The sequence below is a fragment of the Neobacillus mesonae genome (genome assembly GCF_001636315.1).
Lineage (GTDB): Bacteria > Bacillota > Bacilli > Bacillales > Cytobacillaceae > Neobacillus > Neobacillus mesonae.
This window is the reverse complement of record NZ_KV440949.1, coordinates 3,271,019-3,295,589: the sequence shown is the minus strand read 5'-3', so window position 1 is coordinate 3,295,589 and position 24,571 is coordinate 3,271,019. Positions and strand designations below refer to the sequence as shown.

The following is a 24,571-nucleotide window of genomic DNA, read 5'->3' as shown; positions in this document are numbered from 1 at the left end:
CCCTTCGCAGCATCTCTAAATATATTGCAGTTCAACATTTACGGTGGTTCCTTTGCCAGGGCGGCTTTCGATGGTCATGGTGCCGTTGTGTTCTTGGATGATTTTGTTGCTGATGGTCAGCCCTAGTCCGATCCCTTTGTCCTTAGTTGTATAGAATGGGGTGCCCAAAAACTGTAATAATTCGGAGTCAATTCCAATGCCTTCATCTTTGAAGCTGATTTGAACGCGTTTACCTGTTAACTTTTCCACTTGAATATGGACTTGCCCGCCTGCAGGCATTGACTCTATTGCGTTTTTTAAAAAATTAACAAACACCTGCTTCAGCTGATTTGCATTGCAAAGCAGTTCAACATCTTTAGTGTAAAAGTGATTAATGATTTCGACGTTATGTAACAAAGCTTGCGGGTGAAGTATGTTAACCGTACTATCGATAATTGAAAAAAGATTCGCACGTTCAAATTGAATGGCTTGAGGTTTGGCCAATGACATAAATTCATTCACAATGACATCGATGCGCTCTAGCTCATTCATAATAATGGATAAATAATAATCTTGTTTTTCCTTATCGTCTGCTGTATTCCTCATTAGTTTAGAAAAGCCCTTTAAGGAGGTAAGCGGGTTTCTGATTTCATGAGCAACTCCGGCAGCCAGCTGCCCAATTATCGAAAGCCGGTCCAAATTACGAATTGCCTCATCATTTTTGATCCGTTCAGAAATATTTCGCCCCACTGAAACAAAGGAATCAATCTCCTGTTTTTCATTGTAGACCGGGGTAATATTATATTCTGCGTGGATCACTCCCCCTGAGGCACTTTCCAATTTGTATTGCATTATTTGCGGTTTACCGGCACATAGGTTCTTAAAAATACCTCGAAATATCTTAGTATCATCTTCTTTAATAAAATCTAAAATACTTCTCCCAATCAATTCCTCTGCGGGGATCCCGAGTACCTTTTCATATGAAGGAGAAACATAAATAATTTCTTTGTTCTTATTATAAACCTTGATTAAATCCGTTGTATTTTCGGCAATTAGTTGATAGAGCTCGCGTGTTTTCTTTAATTCCCTTTCCATTTTAACGCGGTGAGTCAAATCGCGATAAACCGCAATAATTGCGATAATTTCACCAGAAATATTCCTGAATGGAGAATAGGAAACAGCAATATTAAGCACCTTTCCGTTTTTATGGTAGCGCTGTGTATGGATGTTATGAAATGATTCGCCTTTCCAAACGGCTGTAACTATATCTCTTACGATATCGGGATTGGGAAATTCGGTGAATTTCTTACCGAGAACATCCTCCTCCGTGTACCCAAATATTTTCGTATACATTGGATTTACACGAATAAACCGGCCTTCCATGTCAACAATACAAATACCGTCAGCAGTATTGTTAAGAAACAAATCAATCAGTTCTTCCGGATTATAGATACTTGCTTCATTTTCCTCTCCAAAAATAGGAAAGCCCTTCGACATAGAAATCTCCCCAAATCAATAATTAGGATTGTTTATATACTATTTTACAAAATTTTATGATAATTTAAAGAAAAATTTTACATTAATGTTACTAAAGTTACAGAAATAATAAAAACATCCCACAAAAAGGAAAAATGTCCACACAGGGTGGACATTTTAGGTGGATTGTCTTTTTGTGGTGTCAGGCACTAGGTGATTTTTTCACATGGTGCCACTGTCACCCTTTTTTCATTAACCCAATACTAGAGTGCGGCTTCGATTTCGTTTGCCATGAGCTGGACGGATTTTAGGCCGCCGCCGCTTAGGTACCAGGTGTCGGCTTTTAGGTAGATGATTTTGCCGTTTTTGTAGGCGTTGGTTTTCTTTACTAGGTCGTTTTCAACGGATTGTTTGGCGCTTGTTTCACCCCCGACTGCGACGTTTCGGTCGATGACAAACAGGACATCCGGGTTCTTCTCCATAATATATTCAAAGGTAACACTCTGACCGTGTGTTGAAACCTCAATATTCTTATCAGCTGCCCCGAAACCAAACACGTCATGGATCAATCCGAAGCGGGAGCTAGGTCCATAAGCGCTGACTTTTCCTTCGTTAGCCAAGACAATCAAGGCCTTTTGGTCCGCTGCAGTAACCTCACTTTTCACCTTTTCAACAGTTGCGTCAATATCTTTCAGCTTAGCCGCAACCTGATCTTCTTTCCCAAAAATTTCTCCAACAAGCTTCATGTTTTTCTCAAAGCTGGGCATGTAGTTCGTATAATCAATATCGGTATACACAGTTGGGGCAATCTCCGCAAACTGATCATATAATTCTGCCTGACGCGTTGTAATAAAGATAACATCCGGCTTTAGGTCATGTACTGCTTCAAAATCAGGCTCCTTTAAGCTGCCGACATTCGTATATTTTTTATCGGCGTATTCTGCCAAATACTTAGGAATGGTAGCCTGTGGAACACCTGCAACGTCCACGCCAAGTTCATCTAATGTATCCAATATACCAAAGTCAAACACAACGACTTTTTTTGGATTTTTATCCACAACCGCTTCGCCATATTTATGCTTAACGGTAATTTGCTCCGCAGATTCGCTGCTTCCTGAAGCCTTTTCAGACTTACCTTCATCCTTCGCTGTACCGCCGCACGCCGCCAGTACAAGAATAATTGAAAAAACAACACTTAGTAAACTCCATTTTTTCATGTTCATAATCCCCCTTAAATTAAGAATTGAAATATACACAAATGCGGCATCCATCCATTTTTTGAATTGGAATGTCCATATCATAAATTTCCTTCAAAGCCTCTGATTGAATAATTTCCTCAGTCGGTCCATTTTTCACAACCCGTCCGTCCTTCATCGCGACAATCCAGTCCGAATAAACGGAGGCAAAGTTAATGTCGTGCAGGACAATGACAACCGTTTTTCCCAGCTCATGGACGAGCCGGCGCAAAATTTTCATAATTTGGACGGAATGCTTCATATCCAAATTGTTAAGCGGCTCATCAAGCAAAATGTAGTCCGTATCCTGGGCAATGACCATCGCAATAAACGCCCGCTGCCGCTGCCCGCCGGATAATTCATCCAAATAACGATCCTGCATATCCATTAAATGCATGTATTCAAGCGATTGGTCGACAATCCGTTCATCCTCATCCGTCAGCCGCCCTTTCGAGTAAGGAAAGCGGCCAAAGGAAACAAGCTCGCGAATCGTCAGCCGAACATTCATATAATTCGACTGTTTTAAAATCGAAACCCTTTTGGCAAACTCATTCGATTTCATCTTCCGGACATCGGCCTTGTCAATCAGCACCTCACCCGTATCGGCATCAAGGAGCCGGCTTACCATGGAGAGCAGCGTCGACTTCCCTGCCCCATTCGGTCCAATGAAGGAGGTTATTTTTCCAGGCTGAATCGTCACCGACACATCCTCCACAACCGCCTTTTTCCCGTAAAACTTTGACAGTGAAAGAACCTGAATCATTTAGCATTCCTCGCTTTCAATAGTAAATAGATGAAATAAACGCCGCCGAAAAAGTTAATGATTACGCTCAGTGTCGTCGAAAAGGTAAACACCCGTTCAACTACCCACTGCCCACCGACCAGAGCAATAATACTCATCACAATCGCCCCGCTAATTAGCGTCCGGTGTTTATACGTTTTAAAAAATTGGTACGACAGATTGGCAACAATCAGGCCAAAGAACGTGATCGGGCCTACAAGCGCTGTCGAAATGGAAATAAATACAGCGACAATTATGAGCATTTTTTTTACAATAGAATCATAGGGAACCCCCAAGTTAATCGCCATCTCTCTCCCCAGTGACAAGACATCCAAATATTTCACAAAGCGCAAAGCGTAAATCATCACAGCCCCGACAATCATAACCGCCAGCCATACTAAATCAGAGTTGATATTATTAAAACTGGCAAACATTCGGTCTTGCACAATCTGAAACTCGTTTGGGTCAATTAACACTTGGAAAAAGGTTGAAATACTTGAGAAAAACGTACCAACGATAATCCCAACAAGCAGTAAAAAGTAGATCTGCTGACCGCCCTTTTTGAATAAAAAGCGGTAAAGCAGCAGTGCAAAAATAATCATAATGGCAACAGAGATTAAAAAATTCACCTGTTTATTGACCGCCACCATGTGACTCGATCCAAGGAAGAAAATAATCAAGGTTTGCAAGAACAAATAAAGTGAATCCAGCCCCATAATGCTGGGCGTTAATATTTTGTTATGTGTAATGGTTTGAAACACAACAGTCGCATAGGCAATCGTTAATCCCGTAATCACCATAGCAATGACTTTTATCGCACGCCTTGGCAGGGCATAATCGAAGCTCCCGTTTAAGTCATCGAATAAGTAGAGTGCACAGCATCCAGCAGCGATCAATACCAGACTGGCCATTTTCATCGAGTTACGCATAGTCTTTCCTCCTGAACAGCAGGTATAAGAAGATGCCGCTTCCGATGACACCAACCATAAGACTGATCGAAATCTCATATGGATAAATAATCACCCTGCCTAAAATGTCACAAATGAGAAGGAATATCGCGCCCAGCAGTGCCGTATGCGGCAAAGTTTTTTGTAAGTGGTCGCCTTTAAAAATCGAGATAATGTTAGGAATGATTAAGCCAAGAAACGGAATCGTCCCGACCGTTAATACAACTGTCGTAGTTATGAGTGCAACAAGAATTAATCCGATATTCACGATTCGCCGATATGCAAGCCCAAGATTTTTTGAAAAATCTTCCCCCATTCCCGCAACCGTAAAACGGTTTGCGTACAAATAGGAAATGATGATAATTGGAACACTTATGTACAGTAATTCATATCGGCCCTTCATGATCATGGAAAAATCCCCTTGCAGCCACGCAGACATATTTTGAATCACGTCCGCCTTATAGGCGAAGAAGGTGGTTACGGAAGACAGGATATTTCCGAACATTAACCCTACCAACGGAATGAATATGGCATCCTTAAACTTGATACGGTCAAGGATCTGCATGAACAAAAACGTCCCGGCAAGAGCGAAAGCAAAAGCAACTGCCATTTTTTCCAGCATGGACGCATTTGCAAACAGCAGCATGGAAACGAGTATTCCCAGCCTTGTGGCGTCCAACGTTCCAGCCGTTGTTGGCGAGACAAATTTATTCCGGCTCAATTGCTGCATGATTAATCCCGCAATGCTCATTCCTGCCCCAGCCAGCAAAATCGCCACAAGCCTTGGCAGCCGGCTGATTAAAAAGATTTGTGTTTCCTCAGATTGAACGTTCAATAAATCTAAAGGAGAGATTCTGCTGACGCCAATAAACAATGAACCGGCAGACAATATTAGTACTGTAAGTAATAAATATCTTTTCTTCATGGCTTCCCCAACATTTCTCTTAATCTAGGCTTTTTGTAAGTGATATTGAAAATCATTATCATTTACTCTTACAATACCGATTATATCAACATAACCAACTAAGTCAATGCTAATTGAGAATTTTTATCAATGAATTTTCAGAATTCAACCGTTTGCAATTTTTACAACAGGCTTTAAGTATTGAATTTTTCACGTACATAATGGACTTCCATTGCCTCATAAATTCAATTTAGGAGGTGGGGAGGATTGAAGAAAAGCATTGCGGCTGTGTTTCTTTTTCTAACGATGGTGTTATTAACTGGGTGCTTTGGCGACCCCGTGCAGGATGACTTAATGAATTATGTGAATAAAGAAATGAAAGACGCTGCGAAATATGAAAAGGCGGCTGTTTCCGCTTATGAGAGTGTGACCGGAGCAAATTATACCGATGACCAGGCGTTGTATGATGTTTTAATGAACGATGTCATCCCGAACTACAATGAATTTATTAAGGAATTAGACTCAGCTAAAATTGAAACAGATGAGGTCCGGGAAATTCATGAGATTTATATAAAGGGAGCGGACATCCAATTTAATGCTTTTGCCAAAATCAAACAAGCGCTTGAGGAACAGAACGCCAATTTAATTCAAGAGGCGAATGACATGCTGGCAGAAGCCCGTACACATATACGCGAATACCAAAGCAAATTGGAGAAATTAGCGAAGGAACATGATGTGAAATTGAAGAAATAACAGATTTTGATTAATTATTGACCACCGATGTTCAGCATGATTACCTGCGCATCGGTGGTATTTTCCAATATGTAGAAATCCTCCATATCCATTCCAAGGGACCGTAGCGAAAATATCGCAGCCACACCGTACTGAAAATGAACTGCAGAACATATATAATCAGGCACAGATACAAAGATTGCAGGTAACTAATCCGCCCGTCAAAATCAAACAGATTTCCAGCGAATAATATGAGGACGGTTTGCGATATATAGTTCGTCAGCGCCATCCGGCCGTAATCTTTTAATGGGGAGAATAATTTTTGAAATAAACGCCGCTGTAAAAGTAACAGCAATAACCCCGTGTAAAACGCAGAGACAATGGGACCAATAGCAATCCCGGTACGAATAAAATGCTGCTTTTGCAGATAAGCTTGTTCGGTGGCAACGCCGATCTGAACGGGCGCATATTGTGCTTGAACTGTCAGCCCGGCTGCACTTAGTGCGAGCATCATTCCTGTAAAAACGGCAATCTTTTTGGGCTGAAGCTTTTCAAATACACGATATTGGCCCGCTGCAATTCCTAATAGCATAAGCGGCACAACCATGAAGATTTTGATAGAAAAAGCCGCAAAAGCAATAAGCATTAACATCCCAAAAACAAGATTCATTATTTTGCTGGCTTTATAAAAAGGCAAAATGATCAGGCCGCAAACGGCATACAGCCCCAGCGCCTCCCCGGGGTGAAACTGAACGTGAACCAATCCAAAAACAAACAGGGCGGCCATTCGTCTCAAAAATAGGCGATAGCCTTTCTTCCCTTTAGCATTGGCCCGGGTGAGGAAAATATAGAACCCAACCCCAAATAAAAAAGTAAAAATCGTATAAAAGCGGCCTTCCACAAATAAATATAAAAATCTCCAATAGGAAGCATCCAATGAATGTGCGGAAGCAGGCTCTAGAATCCCCAGCAGCGGACCGATATTCACCAAAATAATCCCCATCAACGCCAACCCCCGCAAATAATCAAGCGCCTCTATTCGATTATTTTGGTTCTGGCTATGGTTTTGACTACGGTCATGATCATGTAAACGGCTCTGGTCCATCATGTTTTTTTTCACCTCCCGGCGGTGTCAGGCACCATGTGAAAAATTCACATGGTGCCTGACACCAATGCATTTTGATACGGTTATTACCATTATTATGATCTCCATAATCGTTCAACTGAGACCTTATTATTTGGGTCGATTTTTAAAAGAAAAACATCCGGGTTGCTAAGATTCTTCCATTGTTCAAAACCGAAGTCAGGCTGATAGTACTTGAGAAGCAATGCTATTAAATTTCCGTGGGATACGATGACAGTATTTTCACCTTCACATTGACGAACATCTTCCAGGGCGCTGACTGCCCTGTTCATCGCTTCCCTGCTTGATTCTCCGCCTTCAATTTTTAAATCCAAATCATCAAAAGCGGCTTTAAGCCTATCCAGCCAATCCGGTAAATCCACCGTGCTCAATACCCGCTCGGATAATCTTGGGTCAGTCTCCAGCTTGATGCCTTTTTGTTCCGCTGTTGGTTCAATCGATTGAATCGCCCGTACAAATGGACTGGAAATAATCCGGTCAACCTTCACATCCTCAAAAAACCCCGCTAACTCCTTCGCCTGCTCGACCCCTCTATCTGTAAGCGGCGACTCACTAGGCTGCCCCGCCGCCTCACAATGCCTCACAACATATACCTTCTTCCCCATCTGCCAACAACCCCTAACCGGATATAATCAATTAACCTATTAATCCCAATATTATCATAGCAATGTGGTGTGGTGTCAGGCACCACTTTTAACACCTACTTTAAAGAGTACGTCAAAAAGCGCTTTGATTCCCCCAAATCAAAGCGCTTTTCTTTCCGTTCTATGTTAATATCCCTTTTTATATGAATGTTCCCCCAACCGTCTAGACTGTTTCCTGCACTGGTTCGAGCATTGTTCCGTTAGCGGCAAAGTTGATATGCCAGGAGAAGGCTTTTTCCAGCACGTGTGGTGTTTGCCCGCCTCTTGTTAATGCTTCCTTGTAATATTCGCGCAGCTGTTCACGGTACATTGGATGAGCACAGCGTTCAATAATCAATTCAACCCGTTGTCTTGGTGCCAAACCGCGCAAGTCGGCGTATCCCTGCTCCGTTACAATAACATCAACATCATGTTCGGTATGGTCAACGTGAGAAACAAATGGCACAATACTTGAAATTTTGCCGCCCTTGGCAATCGATTTCGTCACAAAAATTGCTAAGCGGGCATTGCGTGCGAAATCCCCCGATCCGCCGATGCCGTTCATCATTTTTGTTCCTAAAACATGTGTTGAGTTGACATTTCCGTAAATATCTAACTCAAGCGCTGTATTAATCGAAATCAATCCAAGTCGGCGGATGATTTCCGGATGATTGGAAATCTCCTGCGGCCGCATGATTAATTTGTCACGATACTTCTCAAAATTGCCGTACACCTGGTTCATTTTTTCCTCAGAAAGGGTAATCGAGCAGCATGACGCAAAATCCACCTTGCCAGCATCGATTAAGTCAAACACTGCGTCCTGTAATACCTCAGAGTACACTTCTAAATTTTCAAACTCCGAGTCTAACAGGCCATGGAGTACCGCATTTGCCACTGAACCGATTCCTGATTGCAGCGGTGCAAGGCGCTCTGTCAGACGGCCAGCTTCCACTTCCTTACGTAAAAACTCGATTAAGTGATTCGCCATGATGACCGTCTCTTCATCCGGCTGTACGATGGTTGAAGGAGAATCCTGCTGGTTCGTAAATACAATCCCCATTACTTTTTCAACATCTACCGGAATTCCAATCGAACCAATACGATCTTCAACCTTCGTTAATGGAATCGGACCTCTCTCGCCTTGTTTTCCGGGATCATATAAATCATGCAATCCTTCTAAATTCACTTGATGCGATAAATTAATTTCAATAATGATAGCTTTTGCATTCAATGCAAAGGACATAGAGTTCCCCACAGAAGTGGTCGGAATCACCATTCCATCCTCTGTAACTGAATACGCTTCCAAAATTGCAAAATCTACTGGATCCATTACCCCCGCACGGACCAATTCTGCTGTATGTGACAAGTGTTGATCAACAAATAACATTTCCCCATTATTAATTTTACTGCGCATTGTTGGATCGGCTTGAAAGGGAAGTCTTTTTCCGAGAATCCCCGCTTCCGCAAAAAGCTTATCCACATCCGAGCCTAACGATGCCCCTGTATAAACGTTAACTTTAAATGACTCTGTTTCGGCCCGTTTTACCAGCGCAAATGGCACCGCTTTCACGTCGCCGGCACGTGTGAAACCGCTCAGCCCTAAAGTCATCCCATCTTGGATCCAAGAGGCTGCTTCTTCCGGTGATACAACGCGGTCTAAAAGCCGTTTGTCTCTAATCCGTTCAAATTTATTTTCCATATCCCATCCCACTCCCAAATATGAAATTATTATTATTTTAACCTAAATAATTTTGCAATAAGGAAATCAGGGATATATTACAGAAAAATTCAGACAAAGCAGCATTTTTTCATTCTAAAGCAGAATATTTTCACCTGTTGGATTTTTCAATTATTATTTGTTCACTAACGAGCAAATTCTACTTTAGGCCTTTCTTCTCGCCCCTTAGTCAATCGCCGAAAAATTAAAACCCTAACAGCCGGCGGAAGTAGCTGGAATACGACTGGCTGACAGGTACTCGATCTCCGTTATCCATTGAAAGCACAAAGGTGGAGTGGGTATCAGGGTATATTTCCCTAATATGATTGACGTTTACGATAAACGAGCGGTGGCAGCGGATAAAATAATCCTTTGGCAGCACAAACTCAAATTCCTGCAGCGAATATTTATGCGTGCCGCAGTGCTCCTTTGCATGAACATAGGTCTTTTTATCTTTTGACTCAAGGTAAACCACCTCTGAAAACGGAAGCGGAATCCAGCCGTCGTCACTCTTAATCGTCACGACCAACTTCCCGCTTGTCAGGGCAGGGTAAATCGCCGTTACACAGCCCTCAAGCTTCCCCTCATGAAAAAATGGCACTGCCATGCCATGATAAGGAACACCAAAAATATCCCGATTAATAAACTCCGAAACCTTTTGTTTGGAACTAATAGCTTTATGAGCAATGGTCCCCTCCTTTAACAGATCGCCCGGACGAATCTTCAAATCAACCCGTTTACTAGGCCGATAATAAATATATTCCACCGTATTCGAAACCGCAATAGAAATCTCCTCCGAAAACAGCTCACTAATCACATCCAAAAGCGAAACAACCGTAATACTCTCCATAATCTCTACACCTCAAACTTGTTTTGGTGTCAGGCACCATGTGAATTTTTCACATGGTGCCTGACACCCATAACTATATAAGTACAACCATATGAATAATAAATATTCCTAAAAAGGTCATGGCTGCGGTTAGGTGAAATTTGCGGCGGAAGCCTGATGCTTTTTTGTGCCGCAGCAAGCCGGCAAATAGGGTTAGACTTAACATAGCTAGAGCCAGATAGCCGGTCAGCAGTTTTAAATGGGTAAAGCCGATCAAGGGGCCAAATTGCGTTATATTAATAACGGCATGCCCAGTAATTGCTGCCGTCCCACAAATAGCTATTGGGATATGCCATTTCATAAAATGCCGCGAAAACTTCGCCAAGCGAATCTTCACCTTACGAATCGTTGTCTTCCGTATCACCAGAAAAATAAAATACATATTAATATTGACTAGAAATAAAATAATGGCTGCTTGCGCCAAAACCTGCCCAATCACTGCCAACGAACCATCATGCGGGCGAAAAACCCATATGTACACTATCGAAACGACAATCAGAAAAACATTTATAAACGTCCATAGCCTGTAATAAATAGTGCACCCCTCCTTAAAGGGACCATTTTGGTTTGGTGCATGACACCAATACTAACAATAACACCTATCCAAGCCGGTAAATCAAGAACCGTTCATTTGAATCACGCAAATAATCATGTGGTAAAATTATTTCTTTCTTTAGTTCGAAAGCGGTGTCGTTTTCAAGATAATAGATGTAATCCTGTGATGGATAGTAGAGGATTACTTCCACATCCCGCTCATGATTTTCTATGGAAATCAAGATATTATTTATGATACTCCTAAAAACCTGTATCGAAAATGGATTGAAAAAATAAAACCTGTTGTCTGACGGGGAAATCGTATATTCCTCCGCTAAGCAGCAATGAAACTGAATCCGCTCCAAACGGTTCTTCGTTTTTCTCCCAAATGTTTTGCTGTTTTCCAACGCCTCTTGGTACAGTGTTTCATTCATCTCAATCCCCGTAACCGAAGCATGATAGAAATAATGTATATAGAAATTCAGCCGCCCTTTTCCGCAGCCGAAGTCTACCACATGATCAAATCTACTCACCTCATAGTTCTTAAATAACTCCTCTAGCGCACTATACGGCGTAGGCTCATAGGGATAGTAGCGGTGGGGCTTTTTTGCCGCACCCTCCAGCCTATCTCCCCTCGTATTTATATTCAGTAATTTATCATAATAATGTTCCTTCATAAATAAACTCCTAACAAGCAGCATCTCATTCAATAGACTCTTAAAGGTTGTAGTGCTGATCCAGGCTTTAAGAATCTATAATTGCCAATTATATTATAAGCTAATTTAAGATTACCGGATAAGCTTTTGCCCACTCGCCCCTCTTCGACAAAAATCTAGAAATTACAGCAGCATTTTCCCCAATCCTTATGAATGTATGAAAAATAAAAAAGGAGAAACAGCCAAAATGGCGAAATATTAATGAAAGAAACACTGTTATTATTCACTTCATCCATTGATAATACTATAATTGAAATCATCCTTTAAAAATTGCCATCACTATTCCACTGCTTAGCAGGAAATAAGGAGACGGTTTCAGGTGAAAATTAAAAAAATATTAAATAACAACGCCGTCATTGTAACGGACGAAAATGAAGAAAAGATTGCCATTGGCGGGGGGATTGCCTTTCAAAAGAAAAAAAACGACATTGTCAATCGAAGCAAGATTGAGAAGCTTTTTGTTTTAAAAGAAAATGAAAGATTCCAGCAGCTGCTGCTCAAAATCCCTGAAGAGCATTTTGCCCTCTCAGAGGAAATCATTTCCCATGCTGAGGAATCTCTTGGAACAAGATTAAATGATCACATTCATATCGCCTTAACAGACCACTTGTCATTTGCCATCGAGCGGATTCAGGACGGAATTTATTTAAAAAACAAACTATTGCCCGAAATTAAGATTCTATACAAACAAGAATTTGAAATTGGCCTATGGGCTATTAAGCATATTGAAAAAAAGACCAACATTCAAATGCCGATCGACGAAGCGGCCTATATTGCGCTTCACATCCATACGGCAAAGCTGCAGACTGGCGACATGAAACAAACACTAAGACAGACAGCCATAATTGGAGAAATGGTACAAACCATCAGGGATTTTTTAAACATTGAAATCGACGAAGATGATTTTTCTTACCAGCGATTAGTAACCCATCTTCGCTTCGCCATTTCACGAATCAGCAGCGGTGAGCCGCACATCATGGATGATGAAATGCTTACCATGATCCAAAAGAAGTTCCCCACTTCCTTCAAATGCGCAACGACCGTCGCAGGCCATCTAGCACAGCACTTCGACATCAACCTGCCGCACCACGAACTAGGCTACATCTCCCTTCACATCGAGAGGCTGCGAAAACGATGAAGCATGAGGACGGTTCTTGCGCTTCCTTTTTAGGAAGCGCAAGAACCGTCCCCATGCCCTCATAGCAAAAACGCTTGGGCCAGATCAGCCCAAGCGTTTTCTTTTGCTACAGTTTATTTTCCTTTGCGCATTTTGTGGATTTCGTCTGCGACAAATTGCACATTTGGACCGACAATGACTTGAATGTTTTTCGGACCGACGACGTTAATACCCGGAACTCCGGTTGTTTTAATTTTCTTCTGGTCGACGACATTCATGTCTTTAACTTCTAATCTTAGACGTGTTGCACAGTTATCAACAGAAACAACATTGGCATCTCCGCCTAAGCCGGCATAAATCTGCTCTGCCATAACAGCAAATTTGTTCCCGCCAGCTGCGGTTCCAACCGCACCCGCTGTTGGCACTTCTTCATCAAAATCTTCTTCGCGTCCAGGTGTAGCCAAATTAAACTTCACAATAATGAAACGGAATAAGAAATAGTAAATAACCGCAAAGACTAAACCTTGGAGAAGCAGCATATAAGGCTGATTAGCCAATGGCAGTCTGGAACTTAAAAGAAAGTCGACTAATCCGGCACTAAAGCCAAATCCGGCTGTCCAATGGAACATAGCCGCAATTGCTAAAGAAAGACCTGTCAAAATAGCATGGACCACATACAATGCTGGTGCAAGGAACATAAAGGAGAACTCAAGCGGCTCAGTAACACCAGTGAAAAATGCCGCGAATCCAGCAGCCATCATTAACGAGGCGACTTCTTTCTTCCTCTTTGTTTTTGCAGTATGGTACATTGCAAGACCAGCGGCAGGAAGGCCAAACATCATAATTGGGAAGAATCCCGCCTGATACATTCCAGTAACGCCTTTTACCCCTTTTCCGGACCAGAAGTTACCAATATCATTGATATTCGCCACATCAAACCAGAATACAGAGTTTAATGCATGGTGCAGACCAGTTGGAATTAATAAACGGTTAAAGAAGCCGTATAAACCAGCACCAGCAGCGCCTAATTTCGCAATTCCCTCACCAAAGTTAACTAATAATGTATAGATTGGAGGCCAGATAAAGAATAAGGCGACAGAAACTACGAGCATTGAAACCGCTGTCATAATCGGTACTAACCGTTTACCACTAAAGAACGCGAGTGCATCCGGCAATTTTACATGACTAAAACGATTGTACATCGTCGAAGCCACGATACCGGAAATGATTCCGACAAAGGCATTCCCGATTTTTGCAAATGCTGGGTCGACCTTTGCTACGTCAATTTGCTGTAACATCGCAACAGAATCAGGTGACAGCAAGGTTTTGACGACGAGAAAGGCAACAAGCCCAGAGAGCGCTGCTGAACCGTCCTTTTCCCTCGACATCCCTAACGCAACACCGACGGCAAATAGAATTGGAATATTATCTATAATCGAACTACCTGCTTTGATTAAGAAAGCCGCAACCGGGCTTCCACCGCCCCAGCCTGCTGGGTCAATCCAGTACCCGATTCCCATCAAGACCGCCGCTGCCGGCAGTACTGCAACAGGTAACATCAAAGAACTTCCGAGTCTTTGAAAGTACTTTTTCATCTCCATTACCCCCTAAGAAATTTAATTAAAAAAATAAGTCCATCACAAAAATCCTACAGCAGATTTATAAACCGTTTAGCAACGGGAAGGCAACCACCTCCTTAAAATTTTTATTTTGGCTTTGTTAAACCAGGCTGTTGATTTCGGCTCTAATCAACAGAGCTACAAATACCAACATTGCCCTTTAACAAAGCCATATTTTTTTAAAATTATTTAACGTTAATGATAACCGTTTCGCCTGCAACAGCGGTTTTCTCCTCTGTTGTAACATAATCCTTGCCGCTTCCTTGGCTATTTGTGATTACGATTGGGGTAACTGTACTTACGGCATTTGCGCCAACAAAGTCCCAGTCAACCTCCAGTAACAGCTGCCCAACGGATACTTTATCCCCTTCCTTAACAGCAGGTTTAAAGCCCTCGCCATTTAGTGCGACGGTCTCTAAGCCGACATGAATCAATATTTCCGTTCCATCATCTGCTAGAAGGCCAATCGCATGCTTAGTTGGAGCAACCTGGAGCACTTTGCCATTAACCGGAGCCACGATATTTCCGCCATTAGGCATTACTGCGGCCCCTTCACCCATCATTTTTTGACTGAATACGGGATCTGGAACATCCTCAATCCGCAAAATATCCCCATTAACCGGTGCATAGATATCTAAAGCTTGTGACTTTCCTTTTTTAAAAAAATTGAACATTTTTTTATCTCCTTTACTATGTCATATTGAAACAAGGCCATGATTATTAATACTATTTTCCTAATCAGCCTGCTTTAAACACATTAATTAAAACACAAAAAGGCATGGCAGTATAACAGACAGGCCAAAATAAACCATCCGTTTTACCACCATGCCTGATCGTATCAGTAACATGTGATCAATAATTTAATTACCTTTATTATAGCATACATAAATAATTTGTAAACGATTTCACGATTGAAAGATTTTTCAAAAGATTTCCCTAATTTTTATTTTGCCAGCCATCTTAACCCCTTTGGATAATGGTTTTTCAACACTTGCTCAGACAGCTTGCCCCAGCCAATAGAAAAACCATCGACGTCTACAAGGTACCAGCCTTTTGAACCAACAACCATCAGCGACTCGCCTTCCAAGTAAGCCAAGATTTCACGGGAATCCCTGCCATTTTGGTTTGAAAATCCTTTGGTAAATTCATGTTGACTTTTTCACCTCAAACCTATCCTCTGTGTTTCAAAATTATAGTAAACTTTTTTTGGAAAAATCGTCAATAATAAATAGCAGCGAGCATCGTCAAAAGCTGCAGCCATTATTTGGCCTGCAATGTTTTCGCTGCGGAATTTTCTTTTCCACATTTCTCCTCTACCATGGAAAACCCAAATAGCGAAACTCTTAATTTCTAAATATCTTTTCGACAAATTGCTATATCCCTTGAATTACCTAGAATATTCTGTTATATTACAATCAATTAGATATTTTCTTACTTCAAACCTTTTGAAGTGAGGATAGAGGCGCAAAAACCATTAGTACATAATTTGAGGATAATGAGATCCTGTGATAGTTATGGAAAGGGGAATTTGCCGAAGTATCAAGAAACTCATTGTTCTTGATGCTGGTTCTGTGTTGAACAAGCACAGGATTGTCATATAGGAAACTATATGGAGGGCTATCTCACGCATGGGAACTTGTAATTTATATGTTTCTACTGCAGCAGCGATGGGAACCCTCGGGGACCCCCTTCATTGCTGCTTTTTTGCGTTGATATTGAACGGCCTAATCCCTCTAATTTTTTTTAAAAAATTTTTAAAAGGGTGAGAATGATGAAATTTGGCCAAGTTTTAACCGCAATGGTTACACCATTTGACCAACAGGGCGAGGTTGACGTTAACGCTGTAAAAAATTTAGTAAATCACTTAATTGCTACTGGTACGGAAGGATTGGTGGTTTCCGGGACAACCGGCGAATCCCCTACCTTAACGACTGAAGAAAAAGTGGAATTGTTTCAATTAGTTGTAGAAGCTGCAGCTGGCAGAGTGCCTGTCATTGCCGGAACGGGCTCCAATAACACAAGAGCATCAATCGCTTTGACGAAAAAGGCCGAAGAAGCCGGTGTAGATGGAATTATGCTTGTTGTGCCTTACTATAACAAGCCGTCACAGGAAGGTTTATACCAGCATTTCAAGGCTATTGCAGAATCAACATCACTACCAATTATGCTTTATAATATCCCAGGGCGGACATCTGTGAACATGTCTGCAGATACGATTGTTCGTCTGTCAGAGATTGATAATATCGTTGCTGTTAAAGAAGCAAGCGGCAATTTAGATGTGATGGCCGAAATCATCGAGAGAACACCGGAAGATTTCCTACTGTTCAGCGGTGATGATGCTTTGACAATCCCCGTTTTATCGATTGGCGGCGCTGGCGTTATTTCGGTTGCATCGCATATTATCGGCAATGAAATGCAGGAAATGATTAACCAGTTTAGATGCGGTGATATTCAAGGTGCTGCTGCGGCACACCGTCGTCTGCTTCCGATTATGAAAGGCTTATTCGCAGCACCAAATCCAACTCCGGTAAAAGCCGCCTTGAATATGATGGGGGTACCGGTTGGCGGTGTCCGCCTGCCATTGGTGGAGCTAAATGAAGAAGAGGAACAAGCTTTACAGAGTCTGCTTCCGGGGGTAACGGTGTAGGGTTTTTTAGGGAGTTTTTGTATGGGGTTAATGGTGCTGTCTATGTGACCGAAGGCTGGGAAAAATGGTTCTTCGGGATACTTAGACCGGTTCTACGTTACCCGAAGTAAGAAAAATACCGCCCTTTGGTCACGTAGAACCCCTCTACGTGACCGAAGCCAAGAAAAATACTACTGTTCAGGCACGTAGAACGCTTCTGTTCGACCGGCTACCGGGTAAAATCCATCCGCCGGGCGCATAGAACGCTCCTATTCGACCCGCTACCGGGGAAAATCCTTCGAGCGGGCGCATAGAACGCTTCTATGTTACCGGAAACCGGGTAAAATCCGCCATTCGGGCATATAGAGTGCCTTTACGTGACCAGAAACACGAAAAGACCGCCGTTTGGGGCACGTAGAACCCCTCTAGGTGACCAGAAACACGAAAAATGCTACCGTTCGGTCACGTAGAATGCCTCTACGTGACCGAAACCAGGAAAAATACTACTGTTCAGGCACGTAGAACGCTTCTATTCGACCGGCTACCGGGGAAATTCCATCCGGCGGGCGCATAGAACGCTATTCTATTCTACCGGCTACCGGGAAAAATCCGACTTTCGGGCACATAGAATGCATTTATACAACCGGAATCCAGAAAAAATAATCTGCTCGGGCACCTAGCCCCTCCAAAACTATAGAAAAGACCCTGCCGATCCTCGACGGGGTCTCTTATTTAATTAAATACCGGCAATGTCACAACAATTGCCATCACGAACAAGATGGTAATATAGTTTACTGAGCACAGAAACATCACATGTGCCCATTTCATGTCATCTTTTGTGAAAAAGCCATAAATACTAACTGCCAGCCAGGCCACATTCAGCAAAGTTGCTAATACCACAAAGGTAACTCCCAGCGAACCAAGATAGAATGGCAGTGGAAGCAAGCAGGCAATATATACAGCCATCTGCCGCTTTGTCATCGTAAATCCGTAGACCACTGGAAGCATCGCGACACCAGCAGCTTTGTATTCTTCATACTTTTTCATCGCAATCGCAAACGTATGCGGCATTTGAAAAACAAAAATAATCAGCGCCAGCATAATCGGAACGACATGGTAACTTGTGTCCACCGCGGCCCAGCCGATCAACGGGGTAACAGCCCCTGATATACTCCCAATAACGGTATTTAATGTATAGCGCCGCTTTGACCACATTGTATACAAAATGCAGTAGGTAAACCAGCCAATAAACGCATAAATCACGGCTTCCCATGTGGTAAACATCAGCATGGCAAAACCGAGGACCGTCAAAACGATGCCCAGCATTAAAACAGCCTTCAGCGAAAAATGTCCCGTAACCGTTGGCCGTTTTTTTGTCCGATCCATAATTGTATCAATATCGACATCGTACCAGTTATTGATAACGAGTGCCCCCGCCATCACCAGCGTACTGCCGATAATCGTCAAAAGAAACAAATCCAAGTAACCACTTAAGGACCCGCCTGTAAAATAAATCGCCAGCCAAAAACCGGTCAGTACAGGAAGAGCATTCGCTATTAATACAGGACCTTTAAATAAAAGCCTCAAATCCGTTAACAAAGTAGAAATGTTTCGTTTATCAGAAAAAGCTGCTTTTCCATCAAGACGTGGAGACGCAAAGCTTTCCTCCCTCATTTCATTACCTCCCCCAAAATGGTCGGAAAATCTATTGTAATAATAACATAATATGGACTGCCTTTGTCCGCCAGCCAATAGTTTCATTTATTTTCCTCCATCTATCTTACCACATAATGCAGGACCATTGAATCAATGCACCGCCAAAAGGAGGAATCGTCACTAAATTGTCAAATAAACAATATTATTATAGTAAAAACCATCTTTTTTCCACATAAATAGTGTGAATAGTAATAAGAGTCAATTAAAAGTCTTGACAGCTATTATAACCTTCGTTATCATTAATCCAATAAAACCAATCGGAATTATACACTTAGGGAGGGATCATGATTGAATGATCTATTCGTTAAAACAGAAAGTCAGCGATTATGGGTGGATAAATTACGAAAAAACAAAGAAGAGTTTCATAAACGAGGCGTCATTTCCGATGACTTGGCTATTTTCCCCGAAGAAAATATTCATGATCTCGTAAAAATGGGCTATCCGAGTATTACCGTTCCAAAGGCTTATGGCGGCGAAGGATTAAAGGTATATGATATGGTCCTGTTCCAAGAGACACTGGCAAGCATCGACAGCAGTACAGCATTGTCCATCGGCTGGAACCTTGGAGTCGTCGGAGAAATTTTTGAAAAAAAACTTTGGCCGGAAGAAAAACTGCAATTTTTTGCAAAAGAGGTCCTTAACGGCGCATTAGTCAACCGTTCCGTCAGCGAAGCTCAAACAGGAAGTCCAACTAGAGGCGGGCGCCCCGGAACATATGCGGTAAAAAAAGATGGAGCCTGGGTGTTGAATGGCCGTAAAATCTTTACTACAGCATCGCCAGTATTAACTTATTTCCTAACATCCGCCTGGATTGAAGAAAAACAAAAGGTGGGCTTTTTTCTCATTCATAAGGATAGCCCCGGACTGACCATTGATGAAACTTGGGATGTTATCTCCATGCGGGGCACCGCTAGTCATGACCTTGTGCTGGAAAATGTGAAAGTGGATCAATCCAGACTCGTTGAGCTTCCGGAACTACCGAGCGGCGGCAAAATAAATGGATGGATTCTTCATATCCCAGCCTGTTATCTCGGTGTAGCCAAGGCTGCCCGTGATTATGCGGTACATTTTGCCAATCATCATTCGCCGAATAGTTTAAACGGACCAATCAGCCAGCTGCCAAATGTCCAGCAGCTTATAGGCGAAATTGATTTAGAATTAATTAATGCAAGACACCTTATTTATAGCGTTGCATCCGCATATGATAACGAATCACAAAGAAAGCATATTACAAATGAACTCGGAGTAGTTAAACATGTTGTCACCAATTCGGCCATTTCGATTGTTGATAAAGCGATGCGGATTGTCGGAGCGAAAAGCTTACAGCGCAGCAACCCATTACAACAATATTATCGGGATGTAAGGGCTGGACTCCACAACCCGCCAATGGACGATATGACCATAAAAAAATTAGCCTTAGCTGCGATTGAACAAGAGAAAATAATATCTACAGAGCAAGTATAGATCACGACGGTTATGGGGCTCTCCCCTGCCTTTCAAAAGGAGGGCCATCTTTTTTAAACCTAAAACCAACTATTCACATATGATTAATATATAAACTTGATTTTCTAAAAATATTAAATAAAAGAGGGGTTATGAAAAATGAAAACGAAAAATTTTTTAAAAACAGCGGCAACAGGGCTTGCCTTAATGGCGCTGCTTGCTGGCTGCGGCACCAGCTCTGCATCCTCGTCTAAGGATAGCAGCGATGCAAAAGTACGGACAGTAAAGGTTGCGTTTGATCAGGCATCAAAACCGATGTCCTATCTAGACCAAAATGGAAATCCAACCGGCTATGATGTGGAAGTCATGAAGCTTGTGGATGAATTACTTCCGGATTACAAATTTGAATTTGTCGGTACCTCAAGTGATGACCTGCTTTTAGGGGTTGAACAAGGAAAATATCAGGTAGGGGTAAAAAATGCCTTCTGGACTGAGGAAAGAACAAAGAAGTTTATCTACCCGAAGGAATTCCTTGGTCTTAGCAGTACCGGCCTTGTCTTAAAAAAGAAAAATGAAGACGTCAAAACACTCGAAGACTTTGCTTCTAAGAAATTTACTTTAGCCCCAATTGCTGCAAACAATGCGCAATATACCGTCATTGATGAATATAACAAAGCACATCCGGATAATAAGGTGAAATTAAAGGCTGGAGATGCGTTTACAGTCGATGTCGTCCAGTGGGTAAACGAAGGACGCGTGGACGGCGGTGTTATTATTGAGGGTGCCTTCAAGAAGCAGGTTCTCGATAAAAACGGTCCTTACTATAACTTAAAGGATGATGTGGTTTATAACGAGTTTGCCGTGATTAAAACGTGGCCTCTGTTTAATAAAAAGGAACAGAAATTTGCCGATGCCTTTGACCAAGCCATGAAAAAGTTAAAGGAAGAAAAGAAACCAAATGAATTAAGTAAAAAATTCTATGGCAGAGATTTATTCGAAGTATTAGATTCTGCTAAGCGATAATAATGCCTGTCACTCTCCCACAACCAAGAGAGTGACAGATTTTTATGTAAAACTTTAATACTCAAATCACATGAAAAAGTTGAGGGTAAAACATGGAGAAATATTTTAATGAAAGCTTCATATGGGAGTCGTTCCCTATGTTACTCCCTTATGTTAAAGTGACTTTTCTTGTAGCTGGTCTTTCGGTCCTTTTCGGCACGGTTCTCGGGTTTATTCTAGCAGCAATGAAATTAGGAAATAGCAAGATTGCCCAAAAAGTGGCAAACGGCTATATCACAGCATTACGCTGTACGCCGTCTATTGTGCTGCTTTTCTTAGTTTATTACGGCTTACCGGCTTTGGCTGAAAACTTCGGCTTATTGCTTGATAACGTTGATAAACTCGTTTTTATTGTCATTACCTTTTCACTGCAATTTGCTGCGGCCATGGCTGAGGTGATCCGTTCTGCCTATCAATCGATTGATAAAGGTCAATACGAGGCAGCAGTAAGTGTCGGGCTCAGCAATTTTCAGGCCTACCGAAGAATTATTTTTCCACAGGCTTTTGTTGTCGCCCTGCCAAACTTCGGTAACAGCTTGTTGGAATTAATTAAAGAAGGCTCATTGGCATATACCATTGGATTAATCGATGTCATGGGAAAAGCAAGCCTGATCATCGACGGCCGCTTTAATGCCCATGCACTCGAAACCTATCTTGCCCTATCTGTCATTTACTGGGTGATCTCGATTGTGATTGAGCAGCTCTTCTTAAAATTAGAAAAAATCTTTAGCAAAGGAAAACAAGTCATTAAGACTACGTAAGGTGGTGACAGCGTGGATTATAAGTTTTTGGTGGATACATTTTTCGTAGCATTATCTGGTGTGCCTACAGCCTTGATTATTACTATTATTTCCCTACTACTTGCCCTGCCGCTAGGCTTTATGCTTGCCTTAACAAGGATTAACAAAATCCCAGTCCTGCAGCGGTTTGCGCAAGTTTATGTTTCATTTATCAGAGGAACACCTGTCATTGTCCAAATCTTCATTGTTTATAGCAGTGTTCCGTTATTATTGACATCACTTTTTGAAAAATATCATATTGAAAAAAATGTCTATGATATCAATCCGATTTGGTATGCCTTTATTGTGTTTTCCATTAACACCACGGCACTTATGATTGAGATATTTCGCTCGGCGATCAGCACCGTCAGTAAAGGGCAGCTGGAAGCGGCTTATTCCGTGGGCTTAACCAATGTGCAGGCCTTTAGAAGGATTATTATCCCTCAAGTCCTAGTCACGGCCCTGCCAAATATTTGTACGGCAACCGTCAATCTCATTAAGGCAACATCGCTCGGATATGCCATGTCGCTGCAGGAAATCACGCTGAGGGCAAAAGTAGCGGCAAATGTCGGATACAATTATGTGGAAGCCTATATCGATATTTTTCTAGTCTATCTCATTTTATGTAGTTTAGTAGAGTATATTTTTAAACGCTATGAAAAACGCTTAAGTAAATATAAAACTGCACATGCCTAGATGAAACTGGAGGCAAAATTATGTTAGAAATCAAAAACATTCATAAATCTTTTGGTCAAAATGAAATATTAAAGGGTGTAGATTTAACAATTGCTAAAGGTGACGTGGTGGTTATTCTCGGCCCAAGCGGTTCTGGTAAGACTACACTGCTTCGCTGCATCAACTTTCTTGAAAAAGCCGACCAAGGACACGCTAATTTCGGCGACACCGAAGTTAATCTGCATACAGCCACGAAAAAACAAATTCATGCCATTCGGCAGAAAACGGCATTTGTTTTTCAAAACTATAACTTGTTCAATAATAAAACTGCGCTCGAAAATGTCACAGAGGGGCTGATTATTGGCAGAAAGGTTCCGAAAGTGGAAGCCATCGAGATCGGCAAGAAGGCGTTGGATAAAGTAGGCCTGTCGGAAAAATACGACGCCTATCCGAGCCAATTATCCGGCGGACAGCAGCAGCGGGTCGGTATCGCCAGGGCTGTCGCGTTGAATCCGGATATTATTCTATTTGATGAGCCGACCTCTGCCTTAGACCCGGAATTAGTCGGCGAGGTGTTAACGGTCATGAAGAATATCGCCAAAGAGGGCACCACGATGCTGGTTGTCACCCACGAAATGTCGTTTGCCAAGGATGTTGCCAATAGAGTTGTCTTTATGGACGGCGGGGTCATTGTAGAAGAAGGCCCGCCAAAAGAGATTTTCTCGAATCCAAAGGAAGATCGGACAAAACAATTCTTGAAAAGAGTTTTGCCGGAGGATTATATGATTTATCTTTGAAAAAACTATATCCCCTCACGCACGAATGCGGAGGGGATTTTTTAGATAGTAGGTTTTAACTTTTTTGCCCTTATTTCCATTCTTTCACTAAAGTAGGTCGATCCTAGGATTAGCACTCCGCCTATAATTTGAACGATTGTCATGCTCTCGCTCAAAAATATAGCAGCAAAAATGACTGCAGAAACCGGATCCAAATAGCTAAGAACCGCGATTGTCTGCCCTTTTAAATCCTTTAAGGAGGTAAAATACAGATAGTAAGCAACGCCGGTATGAATAATACCAACTATTAAGACAAATAAAATGGAGCGTACGCCAAGGCTTGAAAAATCAAGCGAATCTTTTAGTAAGACATATGGAAAAAGGACTACAACAGCGACGATTAATTGGACCAGCGTTGTTTCAAAACCTGATAAATTTTTGATGAATTTATTGATCAAGACAATGCTGGCATACATCACCGCAGCCGACAACCCATATAAAATCCCGATTACATGCTGGCCGGATGCACCCCCGCCTGCTCCACCGATATTTACCAAAAATAAACCAAGCATGGCAGCGACAATGCTGATCACATGAAATTTGGCCAATCTCTCCTTAAGGACAAATGGTGCCAAAATCATGACAAATATGGGGGCAAAATAATAACTTAACGTGGCGTTAGATATCGTCGTATATTGATAAGCTTGGAATAAAAGAATCCAGTTAAACCCGACTGCAGCCCCAGACAGGATTAGCAATATGGCGTTCTTCTTTATTGCCTGAAAAGAAAGCTTTTGTTTTATAAGTACACATATAACAAGCAAAAATAAACTTCCGATAACGCCTCTTAGCAGAGCAATTTCACTCGATGATAAATTAATATTTTTTACAAATAAGCCAATACTCCCCCAAATCAGCATGGCTGTTAATAATTTTACTTTTCCGTTCAATCTTTTGTCCCCCTGTCTCCCCTATCAACACTAGATATAATTTTAGAATATTCTTGCTAAAAAAGGAACCACCAGAGTTTCATAGACTTGTTCAATCTATTTGTTTATAATAATAGAGTTTTTTTTAATCG

The 24,571-nt window shown here is 41.8% G+C and carries 24 protein-coding genes and 1 riboswitch; of the genes, 8 read left to right on the top strand and 16 right to left on the bottom strand.

What is annotated here, in order from left to right:
• Nucleotides 1-15: 15 nt before the first annotated feature.
• The 5 genes from A6749_RS15465 to A6749_RS15445 form a co-directional block, all read right to left on the bottom strand.
• A complete protein-coding gene (locus A6749_RS15465) occupies nucleotides 16-1,476 on the bottom strand; it encodes a PAS domain-containing sensor histidine kinase (RefSeq protein ID WP_066391283.1) in 1,461 nt (486 codons plus the stop codon).
• Nucleotides 1,477-1,718: 242 nt separating this feature from the next.
• Nucleotides 1,719-2,672: a siderophore ABC transporter substrate-binding protein gene (locus A6749_RS15460; protein ID WP_066391281.1), complete on the bottom strand. Its 954-nt coding sequence runs from the start codon at nucleotides 2,670-2,672 to the stop codon at nucleotides 1,719-1,721.
• Nucleotides 2,673-2,691: 19 nt separating this feature from the next.
• Complete coding sequence (locus A6749_RS15455) at nucleotides 2,692-3,453, bottom strand: iron ABC transporter ATP-binding protein (RefSeq protein WP_066391276.1); 762 nt, start codon at nucleotides 3,451-3,453, stop codon at nucleotides 2,692-2,694.
• Nucleotides 3,450-4,400, bottom strand: coding sequence for an iron chelate uptake ABC transporter family permease subunit (locus A6749_RS15450; RefSeq protein WP_066391274.1), 951 nt, complete (start codon nucleotides 4,398-4,400; stop codon nucleotides 3,450-3,452). Before A6749_RS15450 ends, A6749_RS15455 begins: the two co-directional genes overlap by 4 nt.
• On the bottom strand, nucleotides 4,393-5,343 hold the full coding sequence (locus A6749_RS15445; protein ID WP_066391272.1) for an ABC transporter permease: 951 nt from the start codon (nucleotides 5,341-5,343) through the stop codon (nucleotides 4,393-4,395). The genes A6749_RS15450 and A6749_RS15445 overlap by 8 nt, the downstream gene beginning before the upstream one ends.
• 246 nt (nucleotides 5,344-5,589) lie before the next feature.
• Between A6749_RS15445 and A6749_RS15440 the strand changes: the two genes are divergently transcribed.
• A complete protein-coding gene (locus tag A6749_RS15440) occupies nucleotides 5,590-6,075 on the top strand; it encodes a hypothetical protein (RefSeq protein ID WP_236719676.1) in 486 nt (161 codons plus the stop codon).
• A 40-nt stretch (nucleotides 6,076-6,115) separates the two neighbouring features.
• Here A6749_RS15440 and A6749_RS15435 read toward each other — a convergent pair whose 3' ends face one another.
• The 6 genes from A6749_RS15435 to A6749_RS15410 form a co-directional block, all read right to left on the bottom strand.
• On the bottom strand, nucleotides 6,116-7,159 hold the full coding sequence (locus A6749_RS15435) for a DUF418 domain-containing protein (RefSeq protein ID WP_066400989.1): 1,044 nt from the start codon (nucleotides 7,157-7,159) through the stop codon (nucleotides 6,116-6,118).
• Between the two features lie 95 nt (nucleotides 7,160-7,254).
• Complete coding sequence (locus A6749_RS15430; protein ID WP_066391270.1) at nucleotides 7,255-7,803, bottom strand: histidine phosphatase family protein; 549 nt, start codon at nucleotides 7,801-7,803, stop codon at nucleotides 7,255-7,257.
• Nucleotides 7,804-8,005: 202 nt separating this feature from the next.
• Complete coding sequence (locus A6749_RS15425) at nucleotides 8,006-9,520, bottom strand: acetyl-CoA hydrolase/transferase family protein (protein ID WP_066391268.1); 1,515 nt, start codon at nucleotides 9,518-9,520, stop codon at nucleotides 8,006-8,008.
• A 223-nt stretch (nucleotides 9,521-9,743) separates the two neighbouring features.
• Complete coding sequence (locus A6749_RS15420; RefSeq protein ID WP_066391266.1) at nucleotides 9,744-10,388, bottom strand: LytTR family DNA-binding domain-containing protein; 645 nt, start codon at nucleotides 10,386-10,388, stop codon at nucleotides 9,744-9,746.
• A 73-nt stretch (nucleotides 10,389-10,461) separates the two neighbouring features.
• Nucleotides 10,462-10,866 (bottom strand): hypothetical protein, encoded by a 405-nt coding sequence (locus A6749_RS15415; RefSeq protein WP_236719802.1) that lies wholly within the window; start codon nucleotides 10,864-10,866, stop codon nucleotides 10,462-10,464.
• 160 nt (nucleotides 10,867-11,026) lie between these two features.
• Nucleotides 11,027-11,638: a methyltransferase gene (locus A6749_RS15410; protein WP_066391257.1), complete on the bottom strand. Its 612-nt coding sequence runs from the start codon at nucleotides 11,636-11,638 to the stop codon at nucleotides 11,027-11,029.
• Between the two features lie 358 nt (nucleotides 11,639-11,996).
• On the opposite strand from A6749_RS15410, the gene A6749_RS15405 reads away from it, so the two are divergent.
• Nucleotides 11,997-12,815 carry a PRD domain-containing protein gene (locus A6749_RS15405; protein ID WP_066391256.1) on the top strand — a complete coding sequence of 273 codons (819 nt, stop codon included), beginning with the start codon at nucleotides 11,997-11,999 and terminating at the stop codon, nucleotides 12,813-12,815.
• A gap of 113 nt (nucleotides 12,816-12,928) precedes the next feature.
• Here the strand turns inward: A6749_RS15405 and nagE are convergent, their stop codons facing one another.
• The 3 genes from nagE to A6749_RS27700 form a co-directional block, all read right to left on the bottom strand.
• Nucleotides 12,929-14,389, bottom strand: a complete 1,461-nt coding sequence (gene nagE, locus A6749_RS15400) for an N-acetylglucosamine-specific PTS transporter subunit IIBC (RefSeq protein WP_066391254.1) — start codon at nucleotides 14,387-14,389, stop codon at nucleotides 12,929-12,931.
• A 209-nt stretch (nucleotides 14,390-14,598) separates the two neighbouring features.
• The gene (locus tag A6749_RS15395) at nucleotides 14,599-15,087 is read right to left on the bottom strand and encodes a PTS sugar transporter subunit IIA (protein ID WP_066391247.1); all 489 of its coding nucleotides are present in this window, start codon (nucleotides 15,085-15,087) and stop codon (nucleotides 14,599-14,601) included.
• A 269-nt stretch (nucleotides 15,088-15,356) separates the two neighbouring features.
• Complete coding sequence (locus A6749_RS27700) at nucleotides 15,357-15,509, bottom strand: methyltransferase RsmF C-terminal domain-like protein (protein WP_407937511.1); 153 nt, start codon at nucleotides 15,507-15,509, stop codon at nucleotides 15,357-15,359.
• A 353-nt stretch (nucleotides 15,510-15,862) separates the two neighbouring features.
• Nucleotides 15,863-16,041: riboswitch (Lysine riboswitch) on the top strand.
• Between the two features lie 143 nt (nucleotides 16,042-16,184).
• Between A6749_RS27700 and dapA the strand changes: the two genes are divergently transcribed.
• Entirely contained in the window at nucleotides 16,185-17,060 is an 876-nt protein-coding gene (gene dapA, locus A6749_RS15385) for a 4-hydroxy-tetrahydrodipicolinate synthase (protein ID WP_066391243.1), read from the top strand.
• 711 nt (nucleotides 17,061-17,771) lie between these two features.
• On the opposite strand, the gene cyoE is transcribed toward dapA, so the two are convergent.
• Nucleotides 17,772-18,713 (bottom strand): heme o synthase, encoded by a 942-nt coding sequence (gene cyoE, locus A6749_RS15380; RefSeq protein WP_066400988.1) that lies wholly within the window; start codon nucleotides 18,711-18,713, stop codon nucleotides 17,772-17,774.
• A 330-nt stretch (nucleotides 18,714-19,043) separates the two neighbouring features.
• Between cyoE and A6749_RS15375 the strand changes: the two genes are divergently transcribed.
• From A6749_RS15375 to A6749_RS15355, 5 genes are all read left to right on the top strand, one after another.
• Nucleotides 19,044-20,219, top strand: coding sequence for an acyl-CoA dehydrogenase family protein (locus tag A6749_RS15375; RefSeq protein WP_066391241.1), 1,176 nt, complete (start codon nucleotides 19,044-19,046; stop codon nucleotides 20,217-20,219).
• A 138-nt stretch (nucleotides 20,220-20,357) separates the two neighbouring features.
• Entirely contained in the window at nucleotides 20,358-21,221 is an 864-nt protein-coding gene (locus A6749_RS15370) for a transporter substrate-binding domain-containing protein (protein ID WP_066391239.1), read from the top strand.
• A gap of 137 nt (nucleotides 21,222-21,358) precedes the next feature.
• Nucleotides 21,359-22,021, top strand: a complete 663-nt coding sequence (locus tag A6749_RS15365; protein WP_236719675.1) for an amino acid ABC transporter permease — start codon at nucleotides 21,359-21,361, stop codon at nucleotides 22,019-22,021.
• A gap of 12 nt (nucleotides 22,022-22,033) precedes the next feature.
• The gene (locus tag A6749_RS15360; protein ID WP_066391231.1) at nucleotides 22,034-22,735 is read left to right on the top strand and encodes an amino acid ABC transporter permease; all 702 of its coding nucleotides are present in this window, start codon (nucleotides 22,034-22,036) and stop codon (nucleotides 22,733-22,735) included.
• 20 nt (nucleotides 22,736-22,755) lie between these two features.
• Nucleotides 22,756-23,511, top strand: coding sequence for an amino acid ABC transporter ATP-binding protein (locus A6749_RS15355; protein ID WP_066391230.1), 756 nt, complete (start codon nucleotides 22,756-22,758; stop codon nucleotides 23,509-23,511).
• A gap of 41 nt (nucleotides 23,512-23,552) precedes the next feature.
• On the opposite strand, the gene A6749_RS15350 is transcribed toward A6749_RS15355, so the two are convergent.
• Nucleotides 23,553-24,440 carry a DMT family transporter gene (locus tag A6749_RS15350; protein WP_066391229.1) on the bottom strand — a complete coding sequence of 296 codons (888 nt, stop codon included), beginning with the start codon at nucleotides 24,438-24,440 and terminating at the stop codon, nucleotides 23,553-23,555.
• Between the last annotated feature and the right edge of the window lie 131 nt (nucleotides 24,441-24,571).

Coding starts and splice junctions, on each gene's coding strand:
- A6749_RS15465 (WP_066391283.1), bottom strand. CDS start 1,476: ATGTCGAAGGGCTTTCCTATTTTTGGAGAGGAAAATGAAGCAAGTATC.
- A6749_RS15460 (WP_066391281.1), bottom strand. CDS start 2,672: ATGAAAAAATGGAGTTTACTAAGTGTTGTTTTTTCAATTATTCTTGTA.
- A6749_RS15455 (WP_066391276.1), bottom strand. CDS start 3,453: ATGATTCAGGTTCTTTCACTGTCAAAGTTTTACGGGAAAAAGGCGGTT.
- A6749_RS15450 (WP_066391274.1), bottom strand. CDS start 4,400: ATGCGTAACTCGATGAAAATGGCCAGTCTGGTATTGATCGCTGCTGGA.
- A6749_RS15445 (WP_066391272.1), bottom strand. CDS start 5,343: ATGAAGAAAAGATATTTATTACTTACAGTACTAATATTGTCTGCCGGT.
- A6749_RS15435 (WP_066400989.1), bottom strand. CDS start 7,159: ATGGACCAGAGCCGTTTACATGATCATGACCGTAGTCAAAACCATAGC.
- A6749_RS15430 (WP_066391270.1), bottom strand. CDS start 7,803: ATGGGGAAGAAGGTATATGTTGTGAGGCATTGTGAGGCGGCGGGGCAG.
- A6749_RS15425 (WP_066391268.1), bottom strand. CDS start 9,520: ATGGAAAATAAATTTGAACGGATTAGAGACAAACGGCTTTTAGACCGC.
- A6749_RS15420 (WP_066391266.1), bottom strand. CDS start 10,388: ATGGAGAGTATTACGGTTGTTTCGCTTTTGGATGTGATTAGTGAGCTG.
- A6749_RS15410 (WP_066391257.1), bottom strand. CDS start 11,638: ATGAAGGAACATTATTATGATAAATTACTGAATATAAATACGAGGGGA.
- nagE (WP_066391254.1), bottom strand. CDS start 14,389: ATGAAAAAGTACTTTCAAAGACTCGGAAGTTCTTTGATGTTACCTGTT.
- A6749_RS15395 (WP_066391247.1), bottom strand. CDS start 15,087: ATGTTCAATTTTTTTAAAAAAGGAAAGTCACAAGCTTTAGATATCTAT.
- dapA (WP_066391243.1), top strand. CDS start 16,185: ATGAAATTTGGCCAAGTTTTAACCGCAATGGTTACACCATTTGACCAA.
- cyoE (WP_066400988.1), bottom strand. CDS start 18,713: ATGAGGGAGGAAAGCTTTGCGTCTCCACGTCTTGATGGAAAAGCAGCT.
- A6749_RS15370 (WP_066391239.1), top strand. CDS start 20,358: ATGAAAACGAAAAATTTTTTAAAAACAGCGGCAACAGGGCTTGCCTTA.
- A6749_RS15365 (WP_236719675.1), top strand. CDS start 21,359: ATGTTACTCCCTTATGTTAAAGTGACTTTTCTTGTAGCTGGTCTTTCG.
- A6749_RS15355 (WP_066391230.1), top strand. CDS start 22,756: ATGTTAGAAATCAAAAACATTCATAAATCTTTTGGTCAAAATGAAATA.